This window comes from Micromonospora sp. NPDC005171 (assembly GCF_040608575.1).
Classification (GTDB): Bacteria; Actinomycetota; Actinomycetes; order Mycobacteriales; family Micromonosporaceae; genus Micromonospora.
On sequence record NZ_JBEXIM010000025.1, the window covers coordinates 25,301 to 42,316 of the forward strand.

General features: G+C 71.8%; 20 protein-coding genes. 7 read left to right on the top strand and 13 right to left on the bottom strand.

The genetic code is table 11. The features are described from left to right. Positions 1 to 8: 8 nt before the first annotated feature. From ABZU74_RS24260 to ABZU74_RS24270, 3 genes are read right to left on the bottom strand one after another with little or no spacing between them, the layout of a single operon-like run. Positions 9 to 413 (bottom strand): arsenate reductase ArsC, encoded by a 405-nt coding sequence (locus ABZU74_RS24260; protein WP_355427978.1) that lies wholly within the window; start codon positions 411 to 413, stop codon positions 9 to 11. Positions 414 to 428: 15 nt separating this feature from the next. Then, positions 429 to 1,505 (bottom strand): ACR3 family arsenite efflux transporter, encoded by a 1,077-nt coding sequence (arsB, locus tag ABZU74_RS24265; protein ID WP_355427981.1) that lies wholly within the window; start codon positions 1,503 to 1,505, stop codon positions 429 to 431. After that, positions 1,502 to 1,849, bottom strand: a complete 348-nt coding sequence (locus ABZU74_RS24270) for a metalloregulator ArsR/SmtB family transcription factor (RefSeq protein ID WP_355427984.1) — start codon at positions 1,847 to 1,849, stop codon at positions 1,502 to 1,504. The genes arsB and ABZU74_RS24270 overlap by 4 nt, the downstream gene beginning before the upstream one ends. 94 nt (positions 1,850 to 1,943) lie before the next feature. Between ABZU74_RS24270 and ABZU74_RS24275 the strand changes: the two genes are divergently transcribed. Both ABZU74_RS24275 and ABZU74_RS24280 read left to right on the top strand, forming a co-directional pair. Next, entirely contained in the window at positions 1,944 to 2,441 is a 498-nt protein-coding gene (locus ABZU74_RS24275) for an N-acetyltransferase family protein (protein WP_355427987.1), read from the top strand. A 45-nt stretch (positions 2,442 to 2,486) separates the two neighbouring features. Then, entirely contained in the window at positions 2,487 to 3,887 is a 1,401-nt protein-coding gene (locus tag ABZU74_RS24280; RefSeq protein ID WP_355427990.1) for an FAD-dependent oxidoreductase, read from the top strand. Positions 3,888 to 3,926: 39 nt separating this feature from the next. On the opposite strand, the gene ABZU74_RS24285 is transcribed toward ABZU74_RS24280, so the two are convergent. From ABZU74_RS24285 to ABZU74_RS24305, 5 genes are all read right to left on the bottom strand, one after another. Further along, the gene (locus tag ABZU74_RS24285) at positions 3,927 to 4,280 is read right to left on the bottom strand and encodes a TraR/DksA C4-type zinc finger protein (RefSeq protein ID WP_355427993.1); all 354 of its coding nucleotides are present in this window, start codon (positions 4,278 to 4,280) and stop codon (positions 3,927 to 3,929) included. A 59-nt stretch (positions 4,281 to 4,339) separates the two neighbouring features. After that, the gene (locus tag ABZU74_RS24290; RefSeq protein WP_355427996.1) at positions 4,340 to 5,551 is read right to left on the bottom strand and encodes a ferritin-like domain-containing protein; all 1,212 of its coding nucleotides are present in this window, start codon (positions 5,549 to 5,551) and stop codon (positions 4,340 to 4,342) included. Then, positions 5,548 to 6,393, bottom strand: a complete 846-nt coding sequence (locus ABZU74_RS24295) for a PhnD/SsuA/transferrin family substrate-binding protein (RefSeq protein ID WP_355427999.1) — start codon at positions 6,391 to 6,393, stop codon at positions 5,548 to 5,550. Before ABZU74_RS24295 ends, ABZU74_RS24290 begins: the two co-directional genes overlap by 4 nt. Beyond that, positions 6,393 to 7,562, bottom strand: a complete 1,170-nt coding sequence (locus ABZU74_RS24300) for an acyl-CoA dehydrogenase family protein (protein ID WP_355428002.1) — start codon at positions 7,560 to 7,562, stop codon at positions 6,393 to 6,395. Before ABZU74_RS24300 ends, ABZU74_RS24295 begins: the two co-directional genes overlap by 1 nt. Before the next feature lie 77 nt (positions 7,563 to 7,639). After that, positions 7,640 to 8,587: an ion transporter gene (locus ABZU74_RS24305; protein WP_355428005.1), complete on the bottom strand. Its 948-nt coding sequence runs from the start codon at positions 8,585 to 8,587 to the stop codon at positions 7,640 to 7,642. Positions 8,588 to 8,824: 237 nt separating this feature from the next. On the opposite strand from ABZU74_RS24305, the gene ABZU74_RS24310 reads away from it, so the two are divergent. Together ABZU74_RS24310 and ABZU74_RS24315 are read left to right on the top strand one after the other, a co-directional pair. Then, entirely contained in the window at positions 8,825 to 9,514 is a 690-nt protein-coding gene (locus tag ABZU74_RS24310; protein WP_355428008.1) for a helix-turn-helix domain-containing protein, read from the top strand. Positions 9,515 to 9,631: 117 nt separating this feature from the next. Further along, positions 9,632 to 9,823 carry a hypothetical protein gene (locus ABZU74_RS24315; protein WP_355428011.1) on the top strand — a complete coding sequence of 64 codons (192 nt, stop codon included), beginning with the start codon at positions 9,632 to 9,634 and terminating at the stop codon, positions 9,821 to 9,823. A 27-nt stretch (positions 9,824 to 9,850) separates the two neighbouring features. Here ABZU74_RS24315 and ABZU74_RS24320 read toward each other — a convergent pair whose 3' ends face one another. After that, positions 9,851 to 10,411: a GNAT family N-acetyltransferase gene (locus ABZU74_RS24320; protein WP_355428014.1), complete on the bottom strand. Its 561-nt coding sequence runs from the start codon at positions 10,409 to 10,411 to the stop codon at positions 9,851 to 9,853. A gap of 82 nt (positions 10,412 to 10,493) precedes the next feature. Continuing rightward, positions 10,494 to 11,351, bottom strand: a complete 858-nt coding sequence (locus ABZU74_RS24325) for an SDR family oxidoreductase (RefSeq protein WP_355428017.1) — start codon at positions 11,349 to 11,351, stop codon at positions 10,494 to 10,496. Between the two features lie 95 nt (positions 11,352 to 11,446). Here ABZU74_RS24325 and ABZU74_RS24330 point away from each other — a divergent pair, with 95 nt between their 5' ends. Beyond that, a complete protein-coding gene (locus ABZU74_RS24330) occupies positions 11,447 to 11,842 on the top strand; it encodes a helix-turn-helix domain-containing protein (RefSeq protein WP_355428150.1) in 396 nt (131 codons plus the stop codon). A gap of 57 nt (positions 11,843 to 11,899) precedes the next feature. On the opposite strand, the gene ABZU74_RS24335 is transcribed toward ABZU74_RS24330, so the two are convergent. Both ABZU74_RS24335 and ABZU74_RS24340 read right to left on the bottom strand, forming a co-directional pair. After that, complete coding sequence (locus tag ABZU74_RS24335; protein ID WP_355428020.1) at positions 11,900 to 12,343, bottom strand: DUF6624 domain-containing protein; 444 nt, start codon at positions 12,341 to 12,343, stop codon at positions 11,900 to 11,902. 50 nt (positions 12,344 to 12,393) lie between these two features. After that, positions 12,394 to 13,356 (bottom strand): helix-turn-helix transcriptional regulator, encoded by a 963-nt coding sequence (locus tag ABZU74_RS24340; RefSeq protein ID WP_355428023.1) that lies wholly within the window; start codon positions 13,354 to 13,356, stop codon positions 12,394 to 12,396. A gap of 461 nt (positions 13,357 to 13,817) precedes the next feature. Here ABZU74_RS24340 and ABZU74_RS24345 point away from each other — a divergent pair, with 461 nt between their 5' ends. Then, the gene (locus ABZU74_RS24345) at positions 13,818 to 14,480 is read left to right on the top strand and encodes a hypothetical protein (RefSeq protein ID WP_355428026.1); all 663 of its coding nucleotides are present in this window, start codon (positions 13,818 to 13,820) and stop codon (positions 14,478 to 14,480) included. A 259-nt stretch (positions 14,481 to 14,739) separates the two neighbouring features. Further along, on the top strand, positions 14,740 to 16,251 hold the full coding sequence (locus ABZU74_RS24350) for a phosphoesterase (protein ID WP_355428029.1): 1,512 nt from the start codon (positions 14,740 to 14,742) through the stop codon (positions 16,249 to 16,251). Positions 16,252 to 16,345: 94 nt separating this feature from the next. Here the strand turns inward: ABZU74_RS24350 and ABZU74_RS24355 are convergent, their stop codons facing one another. Beyond that, on the bottom strand, positions 16,346 to 16,939 hold the full coding sequence (locus ABZU74_RS24355; RefSeq protein WP_355428032.1) for a MarR family winged helix-turn-helix transcriptional regulator: 594 nt from the start codon (positions 16,937 to 16,939) through the stop codon (positions 16,346 to 16,348). Positions 16,940 to 17,016 lie beyond the last annotated feature (77 nt).

Here is a 17,016-nt window from a genome sequence, read left to right on the forward strand (position 1 = left end):
CGGCGCGTTCAGCTTCGGTTCAGGTCGGTGAGGAGCTTCTCCACCCGGCTCCGGATCTCGTCGCGGATCGGGCGGACGGCGTCGACGCCCTTGCCGGCCGGGTCGTCGAGCTGCCAGTCCTCGTAGCGTTTGCCGGGGAAGACCGGGCAGGTGTCGCCGCAGCCCATCGTCACGATGACGTCGGAGGACTCCGCGGTCGCGTACTCCAGAAGTGTGGGGGTCTGGTCGGTGATGTCGATGCCGACCTCGCGCATGGCCTGCACGGCGGCGGGGTTGACCGTCTCGGCCGGCGCGGAGCCGGCCGAGCGGACCTCGACGGCGTCGCCGGCGAGGTGGCGCAGCCAGCCGGCGGCCATCTGGGAACGGCCGGCGTTGTGGACGCAGACGAACAGGACGCTGGGCTTGTCACTCACGGTGGTGCCTCTCAATCAAGGAGTGGTGAAGAAGCGGCGGCGCGCCCACAGGGAGACGTAGACGAGCCCGACCAGGACGGGCACCTCGATCAACGGGCCGACGACCCCGGCGAGGGCTTGGCCGGAGGCGACTCCGAAGGTGCCGATCGCCACGGCGATGGCAAGTTCGAAGTTGTTGCCGGCGGCGGTGAACGCGAGGGTGGTGGTGCGCTCGTAGCCGAGACCGATGGCCCGGCCGAGGGCGTAGGCGCCGGCCCACATCAGCGCGAAGTACACCAGCAGGGGCAGGGCGATGCGGACGACGTCCAGGGGTCGGCTGGTGACGGCGTCTCCCTGTAGGGCGAACAGGATCACGATCGTGAACAGGAGCCCGTAGAGGGCGGCCGGGCCGATCCTGGGCAGGAAGCGGGCCTCGTACCAGTCGCGGCCCCTGGTGCGCTCGCCGAGGCGGCGGGTGAGGTAGCCGGCGAGCAGCGGGATGCCGAGGAAGATGAGCACGTTGCCGGCGATGTCCCAGGCCGAAATCGTCAACTTGGCGCCGGAGAGCCCGAGCCAGTGGGGGAGCACGGAGAGGTAGAACCAGCCGAGCAGGCCGAAGGCGACGACCTGGAAGACCGAGTTCAGCGCGACCAGGACGGCGGCGGCCTCCCGGTCACCACAGGCCAGGTCGTTCCAGATGATGACCATGGCGATGCAGCGGGCCAGACCGACGATGATCAGCCCGGTGCGGTACGCGGGCTGGTCGGCCAGGAAGATCCAGGCCAGGGCGAACATCACCGCGGGGCCGACGAGCCAGTTGAGGACCAGCGAGGAGATCAACAGGCGCCGGTCGCCGGTGACGGTGTCGAGCCGGTCGTAGCGGACCTTCGCCAACACCGGGTACATCATGATCAGCAGACCGGCCGCGATCGGTATCGAGATCCCGCCGATCTGCACCGCGTCCAGGGCGCTGTTCAGGCCGGGGATCAGGCGACCGAGGAGCAGGCCGACGGCCATCGCCAGCCCGATCCAGACGGGTAGGAACTGGTCGAGTCGGGAGAGGCGGCCGACGACGGCGCTCTCGGCCGGGGCGCTCGGCAAGGTCGTCGTCATGTCGCCGGTGCCACGGCGAGCAGTGCGGCGAGCTGGCCCAGGATGGCCGGCCGTGCCCTGTAGTAGACCCAGGTGCCCCGGCGCTCGGCGTCGACCAGCCCCGCCTCGCGCAGTGTCCTGAGGTGGTGCGAGATGGTCGGACCGGTCAGGTCGAACGCGGGGGTCAGGTCGCAGACGCAGATCTCCCCGCTCTCGGCGGAGGCGATCATCGACAGCAGTTGCAGCCGCACCGGATCGCCGAGGGCCTTGAACGCGGGTGCGAGCACCGCGGCGGCCTCGGCCGGCACGCGGCGTTCGGCCAGCGGTGGGCAGCAGACCGCATCCTGGGTCGCTTGATTCGACATTCCTCTAGGTTGACACCTATCTAATCAGCGTGCAACTCTCTGATTCGACCGACGTCGAGACAGGCGTCGTCGCCTGCCCGGAAGGAGCCTGCTGATGGTCGACATCACCGTGCGGCCCATGACCGACGCCGACGCCGCCCGGGTCCTGGCGATCTACCAGGCCGGTCTGGACGCCGGCAACGCCAGCTTCGAGATCACCGCCCCGACCTGGGCGGCGTTCGACACCGCCCGCCTGAGCGCGCACCGCTTCGTGGCCGTCGACAGCAACGGGACGGTCCTCGGCTGGATCGCCGTCTCGCCAACCTCGACCCGCGCGGTCTACGCCGGAGTGGTCGAACACTCCGTCTACGTCGACCCGGCCGCCCAGGGCCGTGGCATCGCCCGACTGCTGCTGGCCGCGCTGATCGCCTCGACCGAGGCCGCCGGCATCTGGACCATCCAGTCCGGAGTCTTCCCGGAGAACACGGCCAGCCTCACCCTGCACCAGCGGGCCGGATTCCGGGTCATCGGCGTCCGCGAACGGGTCGGTCGCCACCATGACCGCTGGCGCGACGTCGTGCTGCTGGAACGTCGCAGCCCCACCATCACCTGACGATCCATGACCCCTGAAACGGGCCAACACACCGAGGAGCCACTGATGAACGCTCTGGACGAACTCCCCGTCGTCGTCATCGGCGCCGGCCCCACCGGTCTCGCCGCCGCCGCGCACCTGCACGAGCGCGGGCTGCCCTTCACCGTCCTCGAAGCCGGCGACAGCCCGGGTGCCGCCGTACGCCAGTGGGGGCACGTGCGCGTCTTCTCGCCGTGGCGGTACAACATCGACCCGGCCGCCCGCCGGCTCCTCGACGAGGCCGGTTGGGTCGCCCCCGATCCGGAAGCGCTGCCGACCGGCGCGGAACTGGTCGACGACTACCTCCGACCCCTCGCGCAGATGCCGCAACTCAAGCCCCACCTGCGGTACGGCGCACGCGTCGAGGCGATCAGCCGGCTCGGCCTGGACCGGCTGCGTACCGCCGGGCGCGACGCCGCGCCGTTCCTGGTCCGCCTCGCCGACGGCGACGAGCTGGTCGCCCGCGCCGTCATCGACGCCTCCGGCACCTGGCGTACGCCGAACGTCCTCGGCGCGTCCGGCCTGCCCGCGCGAGGGGAGGCCGACGCGGCGGCGCACCTGGAACACGCGCTGCCGGACGTGCTCGGCGCCGACCGGGGCCGGTTCGTCGGCCGGCACACCCTCGTGGTCGGCGCCGGCCACTCGGCCGCGAACACCCTGCTGTCCCTGGCTGAGCTGGCCACTGCCGAGCCCGACACCGCTGTGACCTGGGCCATCCGGGCCGCCACACCAACGCGCACCTACGGCGGCGGGGACGCCGACGCCCTCCCGGCGCGGGGCGCGCTCGGGGCACGACTGCGTGCGCACGTCGACGCCGGCCGGATCCGACTGCTCACCGGGTTCTCCGTGCAGGCGCTCACCCCGACCGACGGCCGGCTGAGCGTGGTCCTACGGCACGGCGACGGCAGCGCCGAGTCGATCACCGTCGACCGGGTGGTCGCTGCCACCGGCTTCCGCCCCGACCACACCATCGCCGCTGAGCTGCGGCTGGACCTCGACCCGGTGCTGGGCGCCACCCGCGCCCTGGCCCCGCTGATCGACCCCAACGAGCACTCCTGCGGCACCGTGCCCCCGCACGGCGTGGACGTGCTCGCCCACCCGGAGCAGGGCTACTACGCCGTCGGCATGAAGTCCTACGGTCGGGCGCCGACGTTCCTCATGGCCACCGGCTACGAGCAGGTCCGCTCCGTGGTCGCCGCGCTGGCCGGCGACTGGGCCGCCGCCCGTGCCGTCCAGCTCGACCTGCCCGAAACCGGCGTGTGCAACAGCAACCGTGCCGACTCGGCGAGCGGCGACGACTGCTGCGGGCCGGAACCGACGGGGCGTGGACTGTCCACCGGCATCTCCGGAGGGCTGCGGTCCGCGCCGATCAGCCTCCTCGCCCTCGATCCCGCGTCCGTGCCCGCGGGAGGCTGTTGCGCCAGCTGACCACGTGGTGCCCGCCTTCCTCGCTGTCGACGGGCGCCGTCACCGTCGGCTGGCGCAGGCGACACACGTACGCGCGGACGGGCGGGCGACCAGCCGCTCGGCGGGAATCGGACGGGCGCACCGTTCGCACACTCCGTAGCTGCCGTCGTCGACCCGTCGCAGCGCGACGTCCAGCTCGGCCAGGCGTCGACGGGTGGCGTCCAGGACGGCGCTGAGCTGCGCGCGTTCGAAGGCGATCGTGCTGCCCTCGGGGTCGTGCTCGTCATCGGCGTTTGACGACCGGGACGCCTCGAAGAGGCTCCGGAGGTCGGCGTCCAGGGCGGTGGCCTGAGCCTCGGTCTGCTCGCGCAGCCGCAGCAACTCCTCGCGGACCGCGCTGGAATCCCTGTTCATGACCGCTCCACCGTACTGCGGAATCCCGACGCACACCGTTTCGCGCGCGCGGGGATCGCCTACATGAAGTTGCGGGTGTGCAGGGCGGAGAGCGCCGCCGCCTCGTCCGGCCGGAAACCCAGCCGGACGAGGCGGCGCTGGCGGCCCTGATCCATCGCGTGTTGCAGAGCCCGCACCCGGTCGAAGCCGGCGGACACGTCGTCCGGATGCCAACCACCCGCCGCCAGCACCACAAGCGCGTCGAAGACGTCCGCGTTGAGGCCCGCGGTGTCGACAAGCGCGTCGTGGCGGCGGTGGATGGCCGCCCGCAGCCGGTCCCGTAGCAGCGGATCCAGCTGCGCCTGATGCTCCAGGTGTGCCACGCCGAACACCACGTGCCGGCGCTCGTCCTGCCTGGCGAGCCAACAGATCCGGCGGGTGACCGGGTCCGGGGCGTTGTCGTGCAGGAACGAGAGCAGGTCGACGAAGCTGCCTTCGCCGAGCACGGAGAGCAGGAACGACGCCAACGCGAAGTCCGACTCCGCGACGAGCGTGAACAGCGACTGCCGGCCGCCGGCGGACGACGTGCCCAGCTCGGCGCCCCGCAGCAGCGCCCGCCGGCTGAACACCTCCATGTGCCGGGCCTCATCGGCCATCTGCACGGCCAGCAGCTGCACCACCTCCCGGAAGTGCGGATGGATGCGCCCCACGAACCGGGCCGGTACGACGAGAGCGGCCTGCTCGTTCTCGACCAGGTAGGTCATCACCTGCACCACAGCGGCCTCGACGTCCGCCGGCAGCGCGAACGGGTCGTCCCACGGCACCGCCGTTTGCGGGTCCCACTGTCGCGCGGCGGCCTGCGCGTACAGGTGGGGAGCGATGTCGGCCCAGACCAGGTCGCGGTCGTCCAGGTCGAAGCGGGCCTCGGGCCCACCCGCTTCGAAAAGCGCGCCCCGGGCGCCGAGCCCCCACCGCGCCGGCGGACGGCTGCTGAGCGCCGACGGCAGGGCCGGCCCGGCCCGTTCCGCGCCGAACCAGCGGTCGTCGTCCGCTGAACCCCGGACCACCACCGCGACGAGGTCGCTCTGGTCGCCCCGATCCGGCCACTCGACCCGATGGCCCCGGCCACGACACCAGGCGGGCAGGTGTACGCGCAACGCCGGGTCGCGGCCGGTGACCGCCAACCGGCCGCCGGGCGGCAGCCCGGTCAGCGCGCGTTGCACGAGCAGGTGTGCGCCCCGGCCGAAACCCAGGTCGCCGAGGTCGACCTCGGTGACCGGTGTCGCGCTCACGGCCGGTAGTCCGGGGCCGTCACCCGCCCGTCGGGGGAGTAGAAGCCGCTGACGCGGACAGCGTCGGCGAGGGCGTCATAGCCGCTGGTGCGACCTTCCCGCCAGGCCGTCAGCCCCTCCAGGTCGAGCAGCGGGCGTACCTGCGGATCGGCGTACGACATGCCGAGCAGCAGCGTGCCGAACAGGCGGACCCCGTCCGACTCCGGCGCGCGGACCGTCATGTTGCAGTGGTCGTAGCGGGCGGTCTGCGCCACGATGCGGGTGCCCTCGGGCGGTAACGTGCCCTCCTGGACGAACGCCAGATGGTTGGCGTCGATCATGCAGGCGGCGTCGACCTCCCCGGCCGCCAGGGCGCGGGCCGCGTCCCGTTCGCCGCCGATGTGGTCGCCGTGCAGGCCGACACCCACGTCGAAGCGGCGAACGTCGACAGTGACCCCGGCCGCCGCGAGGTGACCCAGCGGAATGAGCGTCGCCTGTGGACTGTCGACCGCCCCCACCGCGACCACCCGTCCGGCGAGATCCGCGATCTGGCGCACCGGCGAGTCCGCGCGAACCACCACGACCGAGCTGAGGTCCTGGTCGGTGTCGCGCATGGTGAGCGCGCGGACGGTCGTGCCGTTGGCGGCGGCCAGCCGCTCGGCCCGTAGCCAGGCCAGGGGAGAGTTCCAGGCCGCGTCGATCCGCCCGGCGACGAGGTCCTCGACCTGTCGTTCGTAGTGCGAGTAGAGGACGAAGTCGAAGTCCAGGCCGCGCCCGCGCAGCCAGGTGCGGAACCCCTCCCAGATGGTCACCACCTTGGGGTCGTACGCGACCGCGCCCAGCAGAACGGTTGGCGCGGGCATCAGCGGTTGGCCTCGTCGAGCAGGGGCAGCCCGGTGGCGACCCGACCGACGAAATCGTGCAGCGCGTCGGTCGTCGGTGCCATCACCCGGGCCGCGCGGGCGTCCCGGAAACGGCGCTCAAGGCCCAGCTCCTTGCGGAAGGCGCTGCCGCCGCAGAGCTGCATCGCGCCATCGGTCACGTCGGCGACGGTCTCGCCGGCGAGCGCCTTGACCTGGAGCACCCGCAGCATGGCGTCGTCGCGGCCGGTCTCCAGTGCGGTGAGCGTGTCGCCCAAAAAGGCGCGCAGCGCGTCGGTACGGATCATCAGCCGGGCGAGGTCGCGTCGGGTGACGGGCGCGTCGCGTAGGGCGGCGCCGGTGTGCGCGAGCGTGGTCCTGGTGAGATGCCGGCTGGCCTCGGCCACCGCGCTGTCGGCGAGACCGAGGCAGAAGGCGGCGTTGAGCACCAGGAACCAGGGCAGTACCGCGCCGAGCGCGGTGTCGAGCCCGGCGCCGTCGGCCGACATCCGCGCCGTCGACGGAACCCGGAGCCCGTCGGCGGTCATCGGGCGAGAGCCGTTGCCGCGCAGGCCCAGCCCGTCGAAGTCGCCGGTCACGCGCAGGCCGGCGCTGTCGGCCGGCACCAGCCACAGCGTCATCGGGCCGGCGTCGCGGGTCAGCGGAAGGCTCGACCAGACGTAGCTGTTGGCCTCGCCGGCCGAGGTGACCCAGCTCTTGCGGGCGTCGAGGCGGACGGTGTCGCCGTCGGCGGCTGTCGCGGTGCCGGTCGGCGACCAGAAGTGGCTGCGCGAGCCGTACTCGGAGAACGCCAACGTGGTGAGGTGATCCCCGGCGGCGATGGCCGCGCGGACGTCGCGCGGGCCGTGCGCCTCGATGACGGCGGTCGCCGCGTAGTGCATGAGCACCACCATCGCCGTGGACCCGCACTCGGCGGCCAGCCGCTCGATGACCTCGGCGACCGCCCGCATGCCGTGGCCGGCGCCACCGACCTCGGTCGAGGAGGCCAGGCCGAGCAGGCCGGCCGCGGCGAGAGCGTCGACGCCCGGACGGGGGAAGGCCTTGTCCCGGTCGACGATCGGCGCCTGCGGGCGGATCACCTCGTCGATCACCGTGCCGAGCGTGTCAGTGGGATCGGTGGCGGTCTGGGCATTGTCGACACTGGTCGTCATGCCGCTACCCCTTCAGGGAGGCCGATGGGACCGCCGTCGACACTATCCGAACCCGAAGACGCAGCGCGAGCGTCGGATCACCGTCCGGCGCGGGCGTTGTCCCGGTGGGGTCGGCCGTGCCCGTCGTCCCGGTCGATGCGCAGTTCCCGTTCCAACTCGGTGATGACCGCCCGCAGGTCGTCCAACCGTTGGGTGAGCGCGATCCGGTCCACCTCGTCCGGCACGCCGTCGCCGTCCTCGTCGTACCCGGGGGCCAGCCGCTCGGTCATCTCCAACCGGCGGGCCTCCTCCATGGAGTTCACGATGACCGCGATGAGGATGTTGAGCAGCAGGTTGACGGTGATGACCACGTAGCTGACGTAGTAGAGCAGCGTCCATGGTGAGATCGCCATGCCCTGCTCGATGAGGTCCGGCAGCGTCTCCAGCGACAACAGCACGAACAATGTCAGCAGCGACCGGCCGATGTCGCCGTACTCCTCCGGATACCTGTCGCCGAAGATCAGCCAGCCGGCCATGCCGTACACGTAGAGCGTCACCACGGCCAGGGCGAGGAACCCGGTGACACCGGGCAGACTGCGCCACAGCGCGGACACGATGGTCCGCAGACCCGGCGAGAACCGCACCAGGCGGACCATGCGGGCGACCCGCACGACCCGCAGCAGCGCCGGGTCGCCGTGCAGGCCCGGGATGAAGATCGCCGCGATCACCACGAAGTCGAAGACGTTCCAGCCGTGCCGGAAGAAGTCCTGTGGGCGTCTGCCGTAGGCGGCCAGCCGGACGGCGATCTCGACGACGAAGACGGCCCGGAAGAACAGCTCCAGCCCGTGCAGCGCGGTGCCCGCCGGGCTCAGGTCGTCGTACGTCTCCAGGCCGAGGACGATGCCGTTGGCGAGGATGACCACGACGATGGCGATCTCGAAGGGGCGGGACCGGGCGAGCCGGTCGCAACGGTCGGTCCAGCCTGGGCGGTGCCGCGGTGGCGTGGACGAACCACCGCGCGGGGCGGGCACGGGTGCGTCACTCACCAGTCGGCCGGCTCGATCAGGCGCGCCGCCGCGGTGGCCCACCTCCGGCCGTCGTCATGGCGGTGCGGATGGTGTGCGGGCATGCCCACCAGACTATCCAAGATCAACGACGCTGGGCGACCGTGCCGGTTCGGGGCCGACTCGCCCGCCCCGGTGTCGCCGGCGGAGACGACGTCCGGTCCACGGGTTCGGCACCGACATCAACTGCGAACAAAGTTTGCAGTTTACAGTAGATCAGTGAGTGACACAGCCGCGAGCGGCGGCCCCGACCGGCAGCCGATCTGGAGCAGACCCGAACGCGGCAGCCGCGGCCCCGCTCCGGCGCACAGTCGGGACAGCATCGTCGTGGCTGCCATCGCCCTGGCCGACACCGAGGGGCTGGCCGCGGTGTCGATGCGCGCGGTGGCCGCCGCGCTCGGCACCGGCGCCGGATCCCTCTACCGCTACCTGTCGTCCCGCGACGACCTGCTGGACCTGATGACCGACCGGGCGGTGGGGGAGCTGCGCCCGTACCCGCAGGTGGCTGGCGACTGGTTGGCGACGATGGTGCTGCTGGGGCGGCGCCAGTTGGCGCTGTTCGGCGCCCACCCGTGGCTGCTCGACGTGATCCACCGACCCTCCGGCATCGGCCCGCAGAGCCTGGCCTGGTTCGACAACTGCCTCCGGATCCTGGAACCCGTGCACTGTCCGGCGGCCGCCAAGTTCGAGGCCATCGCGATGATGACCGGCGTCGTGAGCCTCTTCGCCCGCCGCGAGTCCGCCGCCGGGGCGTCCGGCTTCGCCGGAGTGGACCTCGCGGCGTACCCGCACCTGGTCGCGGCGTTCAGTCGGCCCTCCGGGCCGGCGCCCCGGGCGGATCTCGTCGAGCGGACCCTGCGCGGTCTGCTGACCGGTCTGCTGCTCGTGGAGTCGACGGAGGCGGGCTGACCGCCTCGGCGGACAGGTGGTGTCCGCCGTTCCTCCGCCCACCGCGACGCCCGCTGGTCTAGGTTCTCGATGGTGAGCGGGACCCGGCGACCCCGCGCCAACCGCGGGAGGTGCGCGATGTCCGACCCTGATCTTGCCGACCTGCGCCAACGTGCCAGGGACGGTGACCGGGACGCCGCTGACCAGCTTGTCGAGGTGGCCACGGAGCGGGCGGACGTCGGCGAACTTCGCCGGCTCGCCGACGGCGGGAACCGGGACGCGGCCGACGCCCTGGCCGAGCTCACCGACGAGCAGGACGAGGCCGAGTAGCCGGCCGGGACTTGGGAGCGGCCGGTGTCACGGCGCGGTGGTGAGGTATCGGCGGTAGCCGACAGCGGACTGCGCGAACCCGATTGACGCGTAGAACCGGTGGGCGTCGGTGCGCGCGGCGTTCGACACCAGTTGGACCTTGTAGCAGCCGGCCGCTGTCGCGTCGCCGAGCGCCGCCAGCATGAGCGCCCGGGCGACCCCGCGACGGCGCCATTCGGGTACGACCACCACGTTCTCCACCACCATGTACGGTCGCGCGCCGTGGGTGAGGTTGGGGGCGACGAGGGTGTCGAGGGTGCCGACGAAGGTGTCCCCTGCGGCGGCCAGCAGGAGGCGGCGGCCAGCCTGCGCGTGCAGGTCACGCCAGGCGCTCGCCAACCGGCCGGCGTCCGGCCGTGCGTCGTCGGGCGCGAGCTGCCACAGCACGTCGAAGACCCGCTCGGGGTCGTCCTGCGGCACGGCGGCGCGGACGACGAAGTCGCCGCCGCTCACCGGGCCCGACGCCGGGCTGTCCAGTTCGGACCGCGCCGGGTGCCGACGCGGCGGTCCGCTGTGTGGGGAGGGCTGGTCGTCGACATGCCGCGCCATGTCGTCGAGGGTACGTGGCCGCCTTCCCCGCGTGGCGGGCGGCGGCGGCCGGGGTGCCGCCGCCCGCTTCGGGCTGAACCGGTCAGGCCCGCGCGGCCCGGATGGCGTCGCGCAGCGGGGTGCTCGGCCGCCCGAGCAGGCGGCTGAGGTCGTCGCTGTCGGTCGCCAGCTCGCCGTTGGCGATCGAGTGGTCCAGCGCGGCGACGAAACCGGCGGTGCCCGCGTCCAGGCCGACGTTCTCCAGGGCCGAGGCCAGCTCGGCGGCGGTCATGTCCTGGTGGACGACTCTGGTGCCGGTCACCTCGGTGACGGCCTCGGCCAGCTCGTCGAAGGTGAATGCGGTGCCGCCCAGTTCGTAGACGGCGTTGCCGTCCTCCGCCCGGGTCAGCGCGGCCACGGCCGCGCCCGCGTAGTCGGCCCGGGGTGCGGCGGAGATCTTGCTGCCGCCGGTGGCGCCGAGGATCGTGCCGGATCCGAGGTACTGCGGCAGCTGGTCGGTGTAGTTCTCGGTGTACCAGCCGTTGCGCAGCACGGTGTAGGCCAGACCGGACGCGGCCAGGACCTCCTCGGTGGCCTTGTGCTCCGGGGCGAGCGGGTTCGCTGTGGTGTCGGCCCTCAGGATGCTGGTGTAGACGAGACGCTCGACCCCGGCGAGCTTGGCGGCGTCGATGACCGCGGTGTGCTGCGCGACGCGCTGACCGGGAGTGTCGCCGGAGATGAGCAGCAGCCGGCGTACGCCGGCCACGGCCCCGGGCAGCGTCGACGGGTCGTCGTAGTTGGCCTTGCGGATCTCGACCCCGCGCGCGGCCAGGTCGGCGGCCTTCTCCGGGCTGCGGACGATGGCGGCGATCTCGGCGGCGGGTACGCCGCTGTCGCGCAGCTGCTCGATCACCAGGCGGCCGAGTCGGCCGGTGGCGCCGGTGACGGCGTAGGTGGGCATGGGAACCTCCGGAGGCAGTGACAGATCAGCAGGCACTTACGAATCTACAGCACTAACCAAGAAGTAGCGTGGGCTAGGCTGGTGAGGTGAGCGACATGCCGGCCCAGGACCCGGCGGGGCCTACCCAGGAATTCGTCAGCGATGTCTTCGCCCGGGGGTGCACCTCCCGTGCGGCCTTCGAGGACGTCACCTCGAAGTGGGCCTCGCTGGCTCTGTTGGCGCTCGGCGAGGGCCGCTACCGGTTCAACGCGCTGCGTCGGCGCATCGACGGGGTCAGCGAGCGGATGCTCTCCCAGACCCTGCAGACCCTCGAACGCGACGGAATGCTCACCCGCGAGGTGCTCACCGCGATCCCGCCGCGGGTCGAATACTCGCTGACCCCCCTGGGCGCCCGCGTCGCCGAGCAACTGCGCGGCCTCGCCGACCTGCTGGAAGCCTCGGTGCCCGAGCTGCAGACCGCCCGCGACAGCGGCGAACGCGACCGGGGCTAGCAGCCGACCCGTCGGTCAACGCCGCGCTACGTGCCGTCCTGGGCGCAGGCCGCCGCGCTAGGTGCCGTCCTGCGCGCAGATCGTGGTCATCTCGGCCAGGGTCGGCAGGCCGCCCTCGGTCCGGCGCCGCTCGACCTGCGGCTCGTCCCTCATCGGAGTCGTCGGGACAGGACCGTCCGGTCCGCAGCGGATCTGCGTGTCGTACCCCTGGGGCTCGCCCTTGCCCACCGCGACCCGGTCCTCCAGGTAGGCAAGGTTGCCCGGCGATGCCTGGCGGTCGGCCACCGCCGCCCGCAGCAGGTCCAGTGCCTCCTGTTGGAAGGTCGGATCCTGGTCGGAGTGCTGGGCGATCGCCCAGGCGGCGTTGCCGCCGTCCTCGCCCACCAGGGCGAAGGTCGGCCAGCCGTGGTTACGGATGATCTCCTTCAATCGCGCGGTACGGGCCTGGTCGGACTCGCTCTGCGGCGTGCCCTCGCGGTCGGCCTGGTCGCGCGCCAGCATCGCGATCAACTCGTCGTGCAGCGCCTTGTCAAAGCGGACCGCGACCTGTCTCAGGTGTTCAGCGTCTCGCGCGGCGGCACACCGAAGCTGGCGTGGTACCGCGCGGTGAACCTGCTGTGGCTGGCGAATCCCCACCGACTGGCGATCGCCGAGACCGTCTCCTGGTGCGGGTCGGCGCGTACCAGGTCGTGGTGTGCGCGGACGAGCCGGACCCGACGCAGGTAGGCCATGGGGGTGGTGCCGAGATGGCGGCGGAAGGCGAGTTGTACCGCCCGGAGGGAGACGCCGGCGGCGCCGGCGATGTCGGCCGCGTTGATGTCCCGGTCGGCGTGCTCCTCCAGGAACGCGATCGCCCGTCGTAGCGTGGCGGTTGTGGCGTCGCTCCGGTCCGCGGCGGTCGGTTCGGTGAACGCGGTGTTCGGGAAGACCGCGAGCGCCGCCGCGGCCAGCATCCGGGCGGCGTTGCCGATCACCAGCGATTGCGCCCCGGCGGCCGGGCTGTTCAGGACGACGTCGCGGACGAAGCTGGTGGTGTTGCGCCACTGCCGGGCGAGGGCCGCGCCGGCGGCACCCAGCTCGGTGAACTCGATCCGGCCGGGCCGGCGGGCCGGCGCGGTGGTGGCCACCTGCGCCAGCACCGACAGGTCCAGTACACAGAGCTCCACCTCACCGGGATGCCAGCGGACGGTGCACGGCTCATCCGGCCTGGTGACCAGGAAGACCTCGCCGGGGCCGAACCGGTGGGTCGATCCGGCACAGGACCGGTTGACGTGCGCGGTGCGGGTGCGACCGATGACCAGCCCGCCGAGGGTGCTGGCGTCGATGTCGAGGCGCCCGGTCTGGCGGGTGGTCGCGATGGCGAAGGGACCGGTGTCGACGCGGTGGTGGGTGAGCCGGTATCGGTTCCTGCTCTGAATGCGCAGTTTCGGGTCGTACGTGGCGGACAGGAATTCCTGGATTACCGCCGGGTCGCGACTGTCGAACTGGTGGGTCTGCACTGGCGATGACGTCATCCGCTGTCTCCGTCCGGTGGAGGTGCCGCCGGGTGCTGGAACGGGTGCCGACGGCAGGTTCGGGACATGCCGGGGTGGTCGGCGGTGGCCCGGCACGTGGCTGGCCGGCGGTGCGGTGAGGTGAGGTGAGGTGAGGTGAGGTGAGGTGAGGTGAGGTGAGGTGGAGCGTCGCGAGCGGACGGCAGCGACCGGTTGAGGTGTCGGATCTGGTCTGACCATTACGTGACTCTGGAACGCTATATCTGTAGATGGGAATGTCACCATACGACAATCGCCGAGGTGCCGTCCTGCGAATCACTGTGATGTGTCGGCAGCTCGACTTCGTTTTCCGGCTAGCGCGGCGAATGGTTCTGCGTCTGCGGTCCTAGCCACCCTCGGGGCTGACAGCGAAATCTTGTTCATGATTCGTCGGAGGATGACCGGGTCACCGGCGGTAGGCCGACCCGCAGAGGGGGGAACCGTTGGACAGTACTGATCCTGACCGCGTCGTTCGGCTGGCCGTCGGCGAGGCGCTGGCCCGGGTTGCGGACGAGGACAGCCTGGGTCTGGGCGAGGGTGACGCACTGGAGCGGCTCGGGGGTGGGCTGCGTGCGGTGCTTCGCCGGGCACTCGACGACCGGGTGCCGCTGGCCACGCCGGACTTCGTCGACCTCTGCCGTGACCTGGGTCTGAACCGGGACGCCTTCGACCTGCTGGGGCACTACCTGATGACCGCGTTACTGACCCAGCATCTCGGACCGGACGCGCTGATCCGGGTCGGGGTGCTCTTCGGCACCGTCGGGCGTTACCTACCCGGCGCCCGTCCGGCGCCCCACCGCAACGACGGTCCCGCGTCATGGCGACGCGACGTGCGCTCGGACAACAGCGTCGTCGGTCGGTACCGCCGCGCCAAGCTGCCGGAGCACCTGCCCAACCCGCCGAGCTGGACCTGCACCGGATGCGGCCGCGAGTGGCCCTGCGCCACCAAGCAAAGCCAACTGCTGGCCGAGTTTGGTGGAGCACGCGCTTCCCTCGCGGTCTATCTCGGATCCTGCCTCGTCGCGGCCGCCGAGGACCTGCCCACGCTGCCGCTGCCTCGGGTACGGCTCCGATTCCTGGGCTGGCTGCCCCGCGCCCGGATCTGACCGGCAACCGGTCGTGAGGAACCCGGGTCGATGCGGCATCGCACGGTCCGTGGCACCCTGACCCGGCCCGGCCGTGACCGGTCCCGACTGGACACTCCGCGCGGTCGCGGGGTCACCCCGTGCTGCCCCTCCCGGCGCTGCGCGCAGGTCGGGGGCGGGTGTTCATCATGCGCACCCGTCGCGTACGGCGGCCGTTCACCGCCCTCTCCGAGGCTCCTTGATCGAAAGAGCATTCGCTTGATCGAGGAGAGGCTCTCACGTGAGAGACAAGCATCCCGAAGAGACCGAGCACGCGCAGCTGTCCCGGCGCAAGCTGGTCAAGTACGCGGGCGTCGGCGCGACGCTGGCCGCGGCCAGCCCCCTGGTCAGCGCCGGCGCGGCGTGGGCCGACGAGGACCGCCGGCCGGGTGACGACGACAAGACCGACCGGGGTGACTCCCGGAACCGGGCGTGGCGTGCGGGCGACCACCACATCCACTCCGAGTACAGCGGCGAGTTCGACACCACGAAGTCCCCGATCGTCTTCCACAAGGGCGCGGACGCGGTCTACCCGATCGTCACCAACGCCATCATGGCGAAGAACTTCGGCCTGACCTGGGCGATGTGCACCGACCACGGTGGACCGACCCACTCGAAGGTGAACATCGAGCAGGCCTACCCCGACCTGCTGCGGTCCCGCAAGCTGGTCCCCGAGGTGCTCCAGTTCTGGGGCATGGAGTTCGACGCACCCTCGCTGGACCACCACACGCTGATGATCCCGCGCCACGACGACGAGGCGAAGCAGCTCTTCGAGCTGGAGAGCCGGTTCGCCAAGTACGACGCGTTCCCCACCGACCCGGCCCGCGACACCGAGGCCAAGATGGTGGAGTTCCTCAAGGTCGCCCGGGGCATGCCGCACAAGCCGCTGGTGATCGCCCACCACACGTCCCGTTCGGCGCCCGGTCTCGGCGTCTACGGTCAGGACACCCCGCGCGAGTTCCGCAACGGCAACAACGCCGCGCCGGACGTCTACATCGGCTTTGAGGGAGCGCCCGGCCACCAGGCCGGCCCGCTCAACGGTGGTAAGCGGGGCGGGTACGGCAACCACCCCACCTACGGCGGCTTCGACCAGATGACCGCCCGGGTCGGCGGCCTGTGGGACTCACTGCTCGGCGAGGGCCGGCGCTGGTGGATCACCGCGACCTCGGACTCGCACGTGCACTGGACCCGCGGCGGCTCCGACTTCTGGCCGGGCGAGTACAGCAAGACGTACGTGCACGCCCGCCAGGACTACGGCGACATCATGGACGGCCTGCGCAACGGCCGGATCTGGGTCACCACCGGTGATCTGATCCGCAGCCTCGACGTCACCGCCACCTCCCAGGGCAGGACCGCCGAGGTGGGCGAGACGATCACCGTGAGCCGTCGTAGCCGTACCGATGTCGAGATCGAGATCACGTTCCGTCCGCTGGGTGGGCTGAACGCGAACGGCGACCGGCCCGAGGTCCGCCGGGTCGACCTGATCGTCGGCCAGATCACCGGCCCGAGCGCCAGCCTGGACGCCGACACCAACCCCACCACGACTGTGGCGGCCCGGTTCGGCCCGCGGGACTGGCGTCGGCACGGCGACAGCTACGTCATCCGGCACACCCTGCGCAATGTCGAGGCGGACACCTACGCGCGGGTGCGTGGCACCAGCACCGACGAGGCCGAACCGCTCGCCGACGGGCTGGAGAGCCCGTGGGACGACCTGTGGTTCTACTCGAACCCGGTCTTCGTGCACGTGCGCTGACCGAGCGCGGTAGCGACATCGCGGGCCTGTCCGGCACCGCTCGACGGACGACGTCGGATGGTGCGGGGCGGGCCCGCCCGGTCGTATCCGCAGGTCAGCCGGGGCTGCGGCGGCGGGCTGGGGGAGTGGCGGTTCGCCCGGTGCGCACCGCCGCGGCGCCCGTCCGGCGTGCCGCCGGCGCCGGCTCGGCCTGCACCTGTGTCACCACCTCGCAGAGGTCGCGCAGCGGGTCGATCGCCTGGGCCGAGCAGGCGACCTTCTGGAGCAGTGCCCGCAGCGTCGCCGACTCGGTCGGCGTGAGCGCCCCCAGCAGATGCGACTCGACCTGCCGCAGTGCCGACCGCCGCTGTTCCCAGGCGGCACGACCGGCGTCGGTGACCTCGACCAGCCGGTTGCGCCGGTCGGCCGGGTCCGCGCGCCGGGCGACGAACCCGGGCCGCTCCAGGTCATCGATCAGGTACGTGAGGACGGTGCGGTCGATGCCGATCTCCTCGGCGATGGCGCCCTGGTTACGGGCCGGCCCGTTGATCGCCGCGGTGAGCAGCTGGTAGCCGCGCGGGCCACCGGGGAAGTCGGTGAACGTGTGCTCGGTCGCGCGAACGTAGCCGCGGAAGACGATCCCGAGCATCCAGCCCAGGTCGTCGTCGAGCGGATCGGGCCGGTCCGGCCGGTGATTGGCACCCGTCATCCCCCGACAATACCGCAGTAAGTCGAACCTTGTTGGCAGAAGAAGTTCTGTGTGGCATAAGGTCAAGCGACGACGCA

What these genes read in the sequence shown, in the direction of transcription:
- arsB (WP_355427981.1), bottom strand. Translation starts at nt 1,505, where the DNA reads ATGACGACGACCTTGCCGAGCGCCCCGGCCGAGAGCGCCGTCGTCGGC.
- ABZU74_RS24270 (WP_355427984.1), bottom strand. Translation starts at nt 1,849, where the DNA reads ATGTCGAATCAAGCGACCCAGGATGCGGTCTGCTGCCCACCGCTGGCC.
- ABZU74_RS24275 (WP_355427987.1), top strand. Translation starts at nt 1,944, where the DNA reads ATGGTCGACATCACCGTGCGGCCCATGACCGACGCCGACGCCGCCCGG.
- ABZU74_RS24280 (WP_355427990.1), top strand. Translation starts at nt 2,487, where the DNA reads ATGAACGCTCTGGACGAACTCCCCGTCGTCGTCATCGGCGCCGGCCCC.
- ABZU74_RS24285 (WP_355427993.1), bottom strand. Translation starts at nt 4,280, where the DNA reads ATGAACAGGGATTCCAGCGCGGTCCGCGAGGAGTTGCTGCGGCTGCGC.
- ABZU74_RS24295 (WP_355427999.1), bottom strand. Translation starts at nt 6,393, where the DNA reads ATGCCCGCGCCAACCGTTCTGCTGGGCGCGGTCGCGTACGACCCCAAG.
- ABZU74_RS24300 (WP_355428002.1), bottom strand. Translation starts at nt 7,562, where the DNA reads ATGACGACCAGTGTCGACAATGCCCAGACCGCCACCGATCCCACTGAC.
- ABZU74_RS24315 (WP_355428011.1), top strand. Translation starts at nt 9,632, where the DNA reads ATGTCCGACCCTGATCTTGCCGACCTGCGCCAACGTGCCAGGGACGGT.
- ABZU74_RS24320 (WP_355428014.1), bottom strand. Translation starts at nt 10,411, where the DNA reads ATGGCGCGGCATGTCGACGACCAGCCCTCCCCACACAGCGGACCGCCG.
- ABZU74_RS24325 (WP_355428017.1), bottom strand. Translation starts at nt 11,351, where the DNA reads ATGCCCACCTACGCCGTCACCGGCGCCACCGGCCGACTCGGCCGCCTG.
- ABZU74_RS24330 (WP_355428150.1), top strand. Translation starts at nt 11,447, where the DNA reads ATGCCGGCCCAGGACCCGGCGGGGCCTACCCAGGAATTCGTCAGCGAT.
- ABZU74_RS24335 (WP_355428020.1), bottom strand. Translation starts at nt 12,343, where the DNA reads ATGCTGGCGCGCGACCAGGCCGACCGCGAGGGCACGCCGCAGAGCGAG.
- ABZU74_RS24340 (WP_355428023.1), bottom strand. Translation starts at nt 13,356, where the DNA reads ATGACGTCATCGCCAGTGCAGACCCACCAGTTCGACAGTCGCGACCCG.
- ABZU74_RS24355 (WP_355428032.1), bottom strand. Translation starts at nt 16,939, where the DNA reads ATGACGGGTGCCAATCACCGGCCGGACCGGCCCGATCCGCTCGACGAC.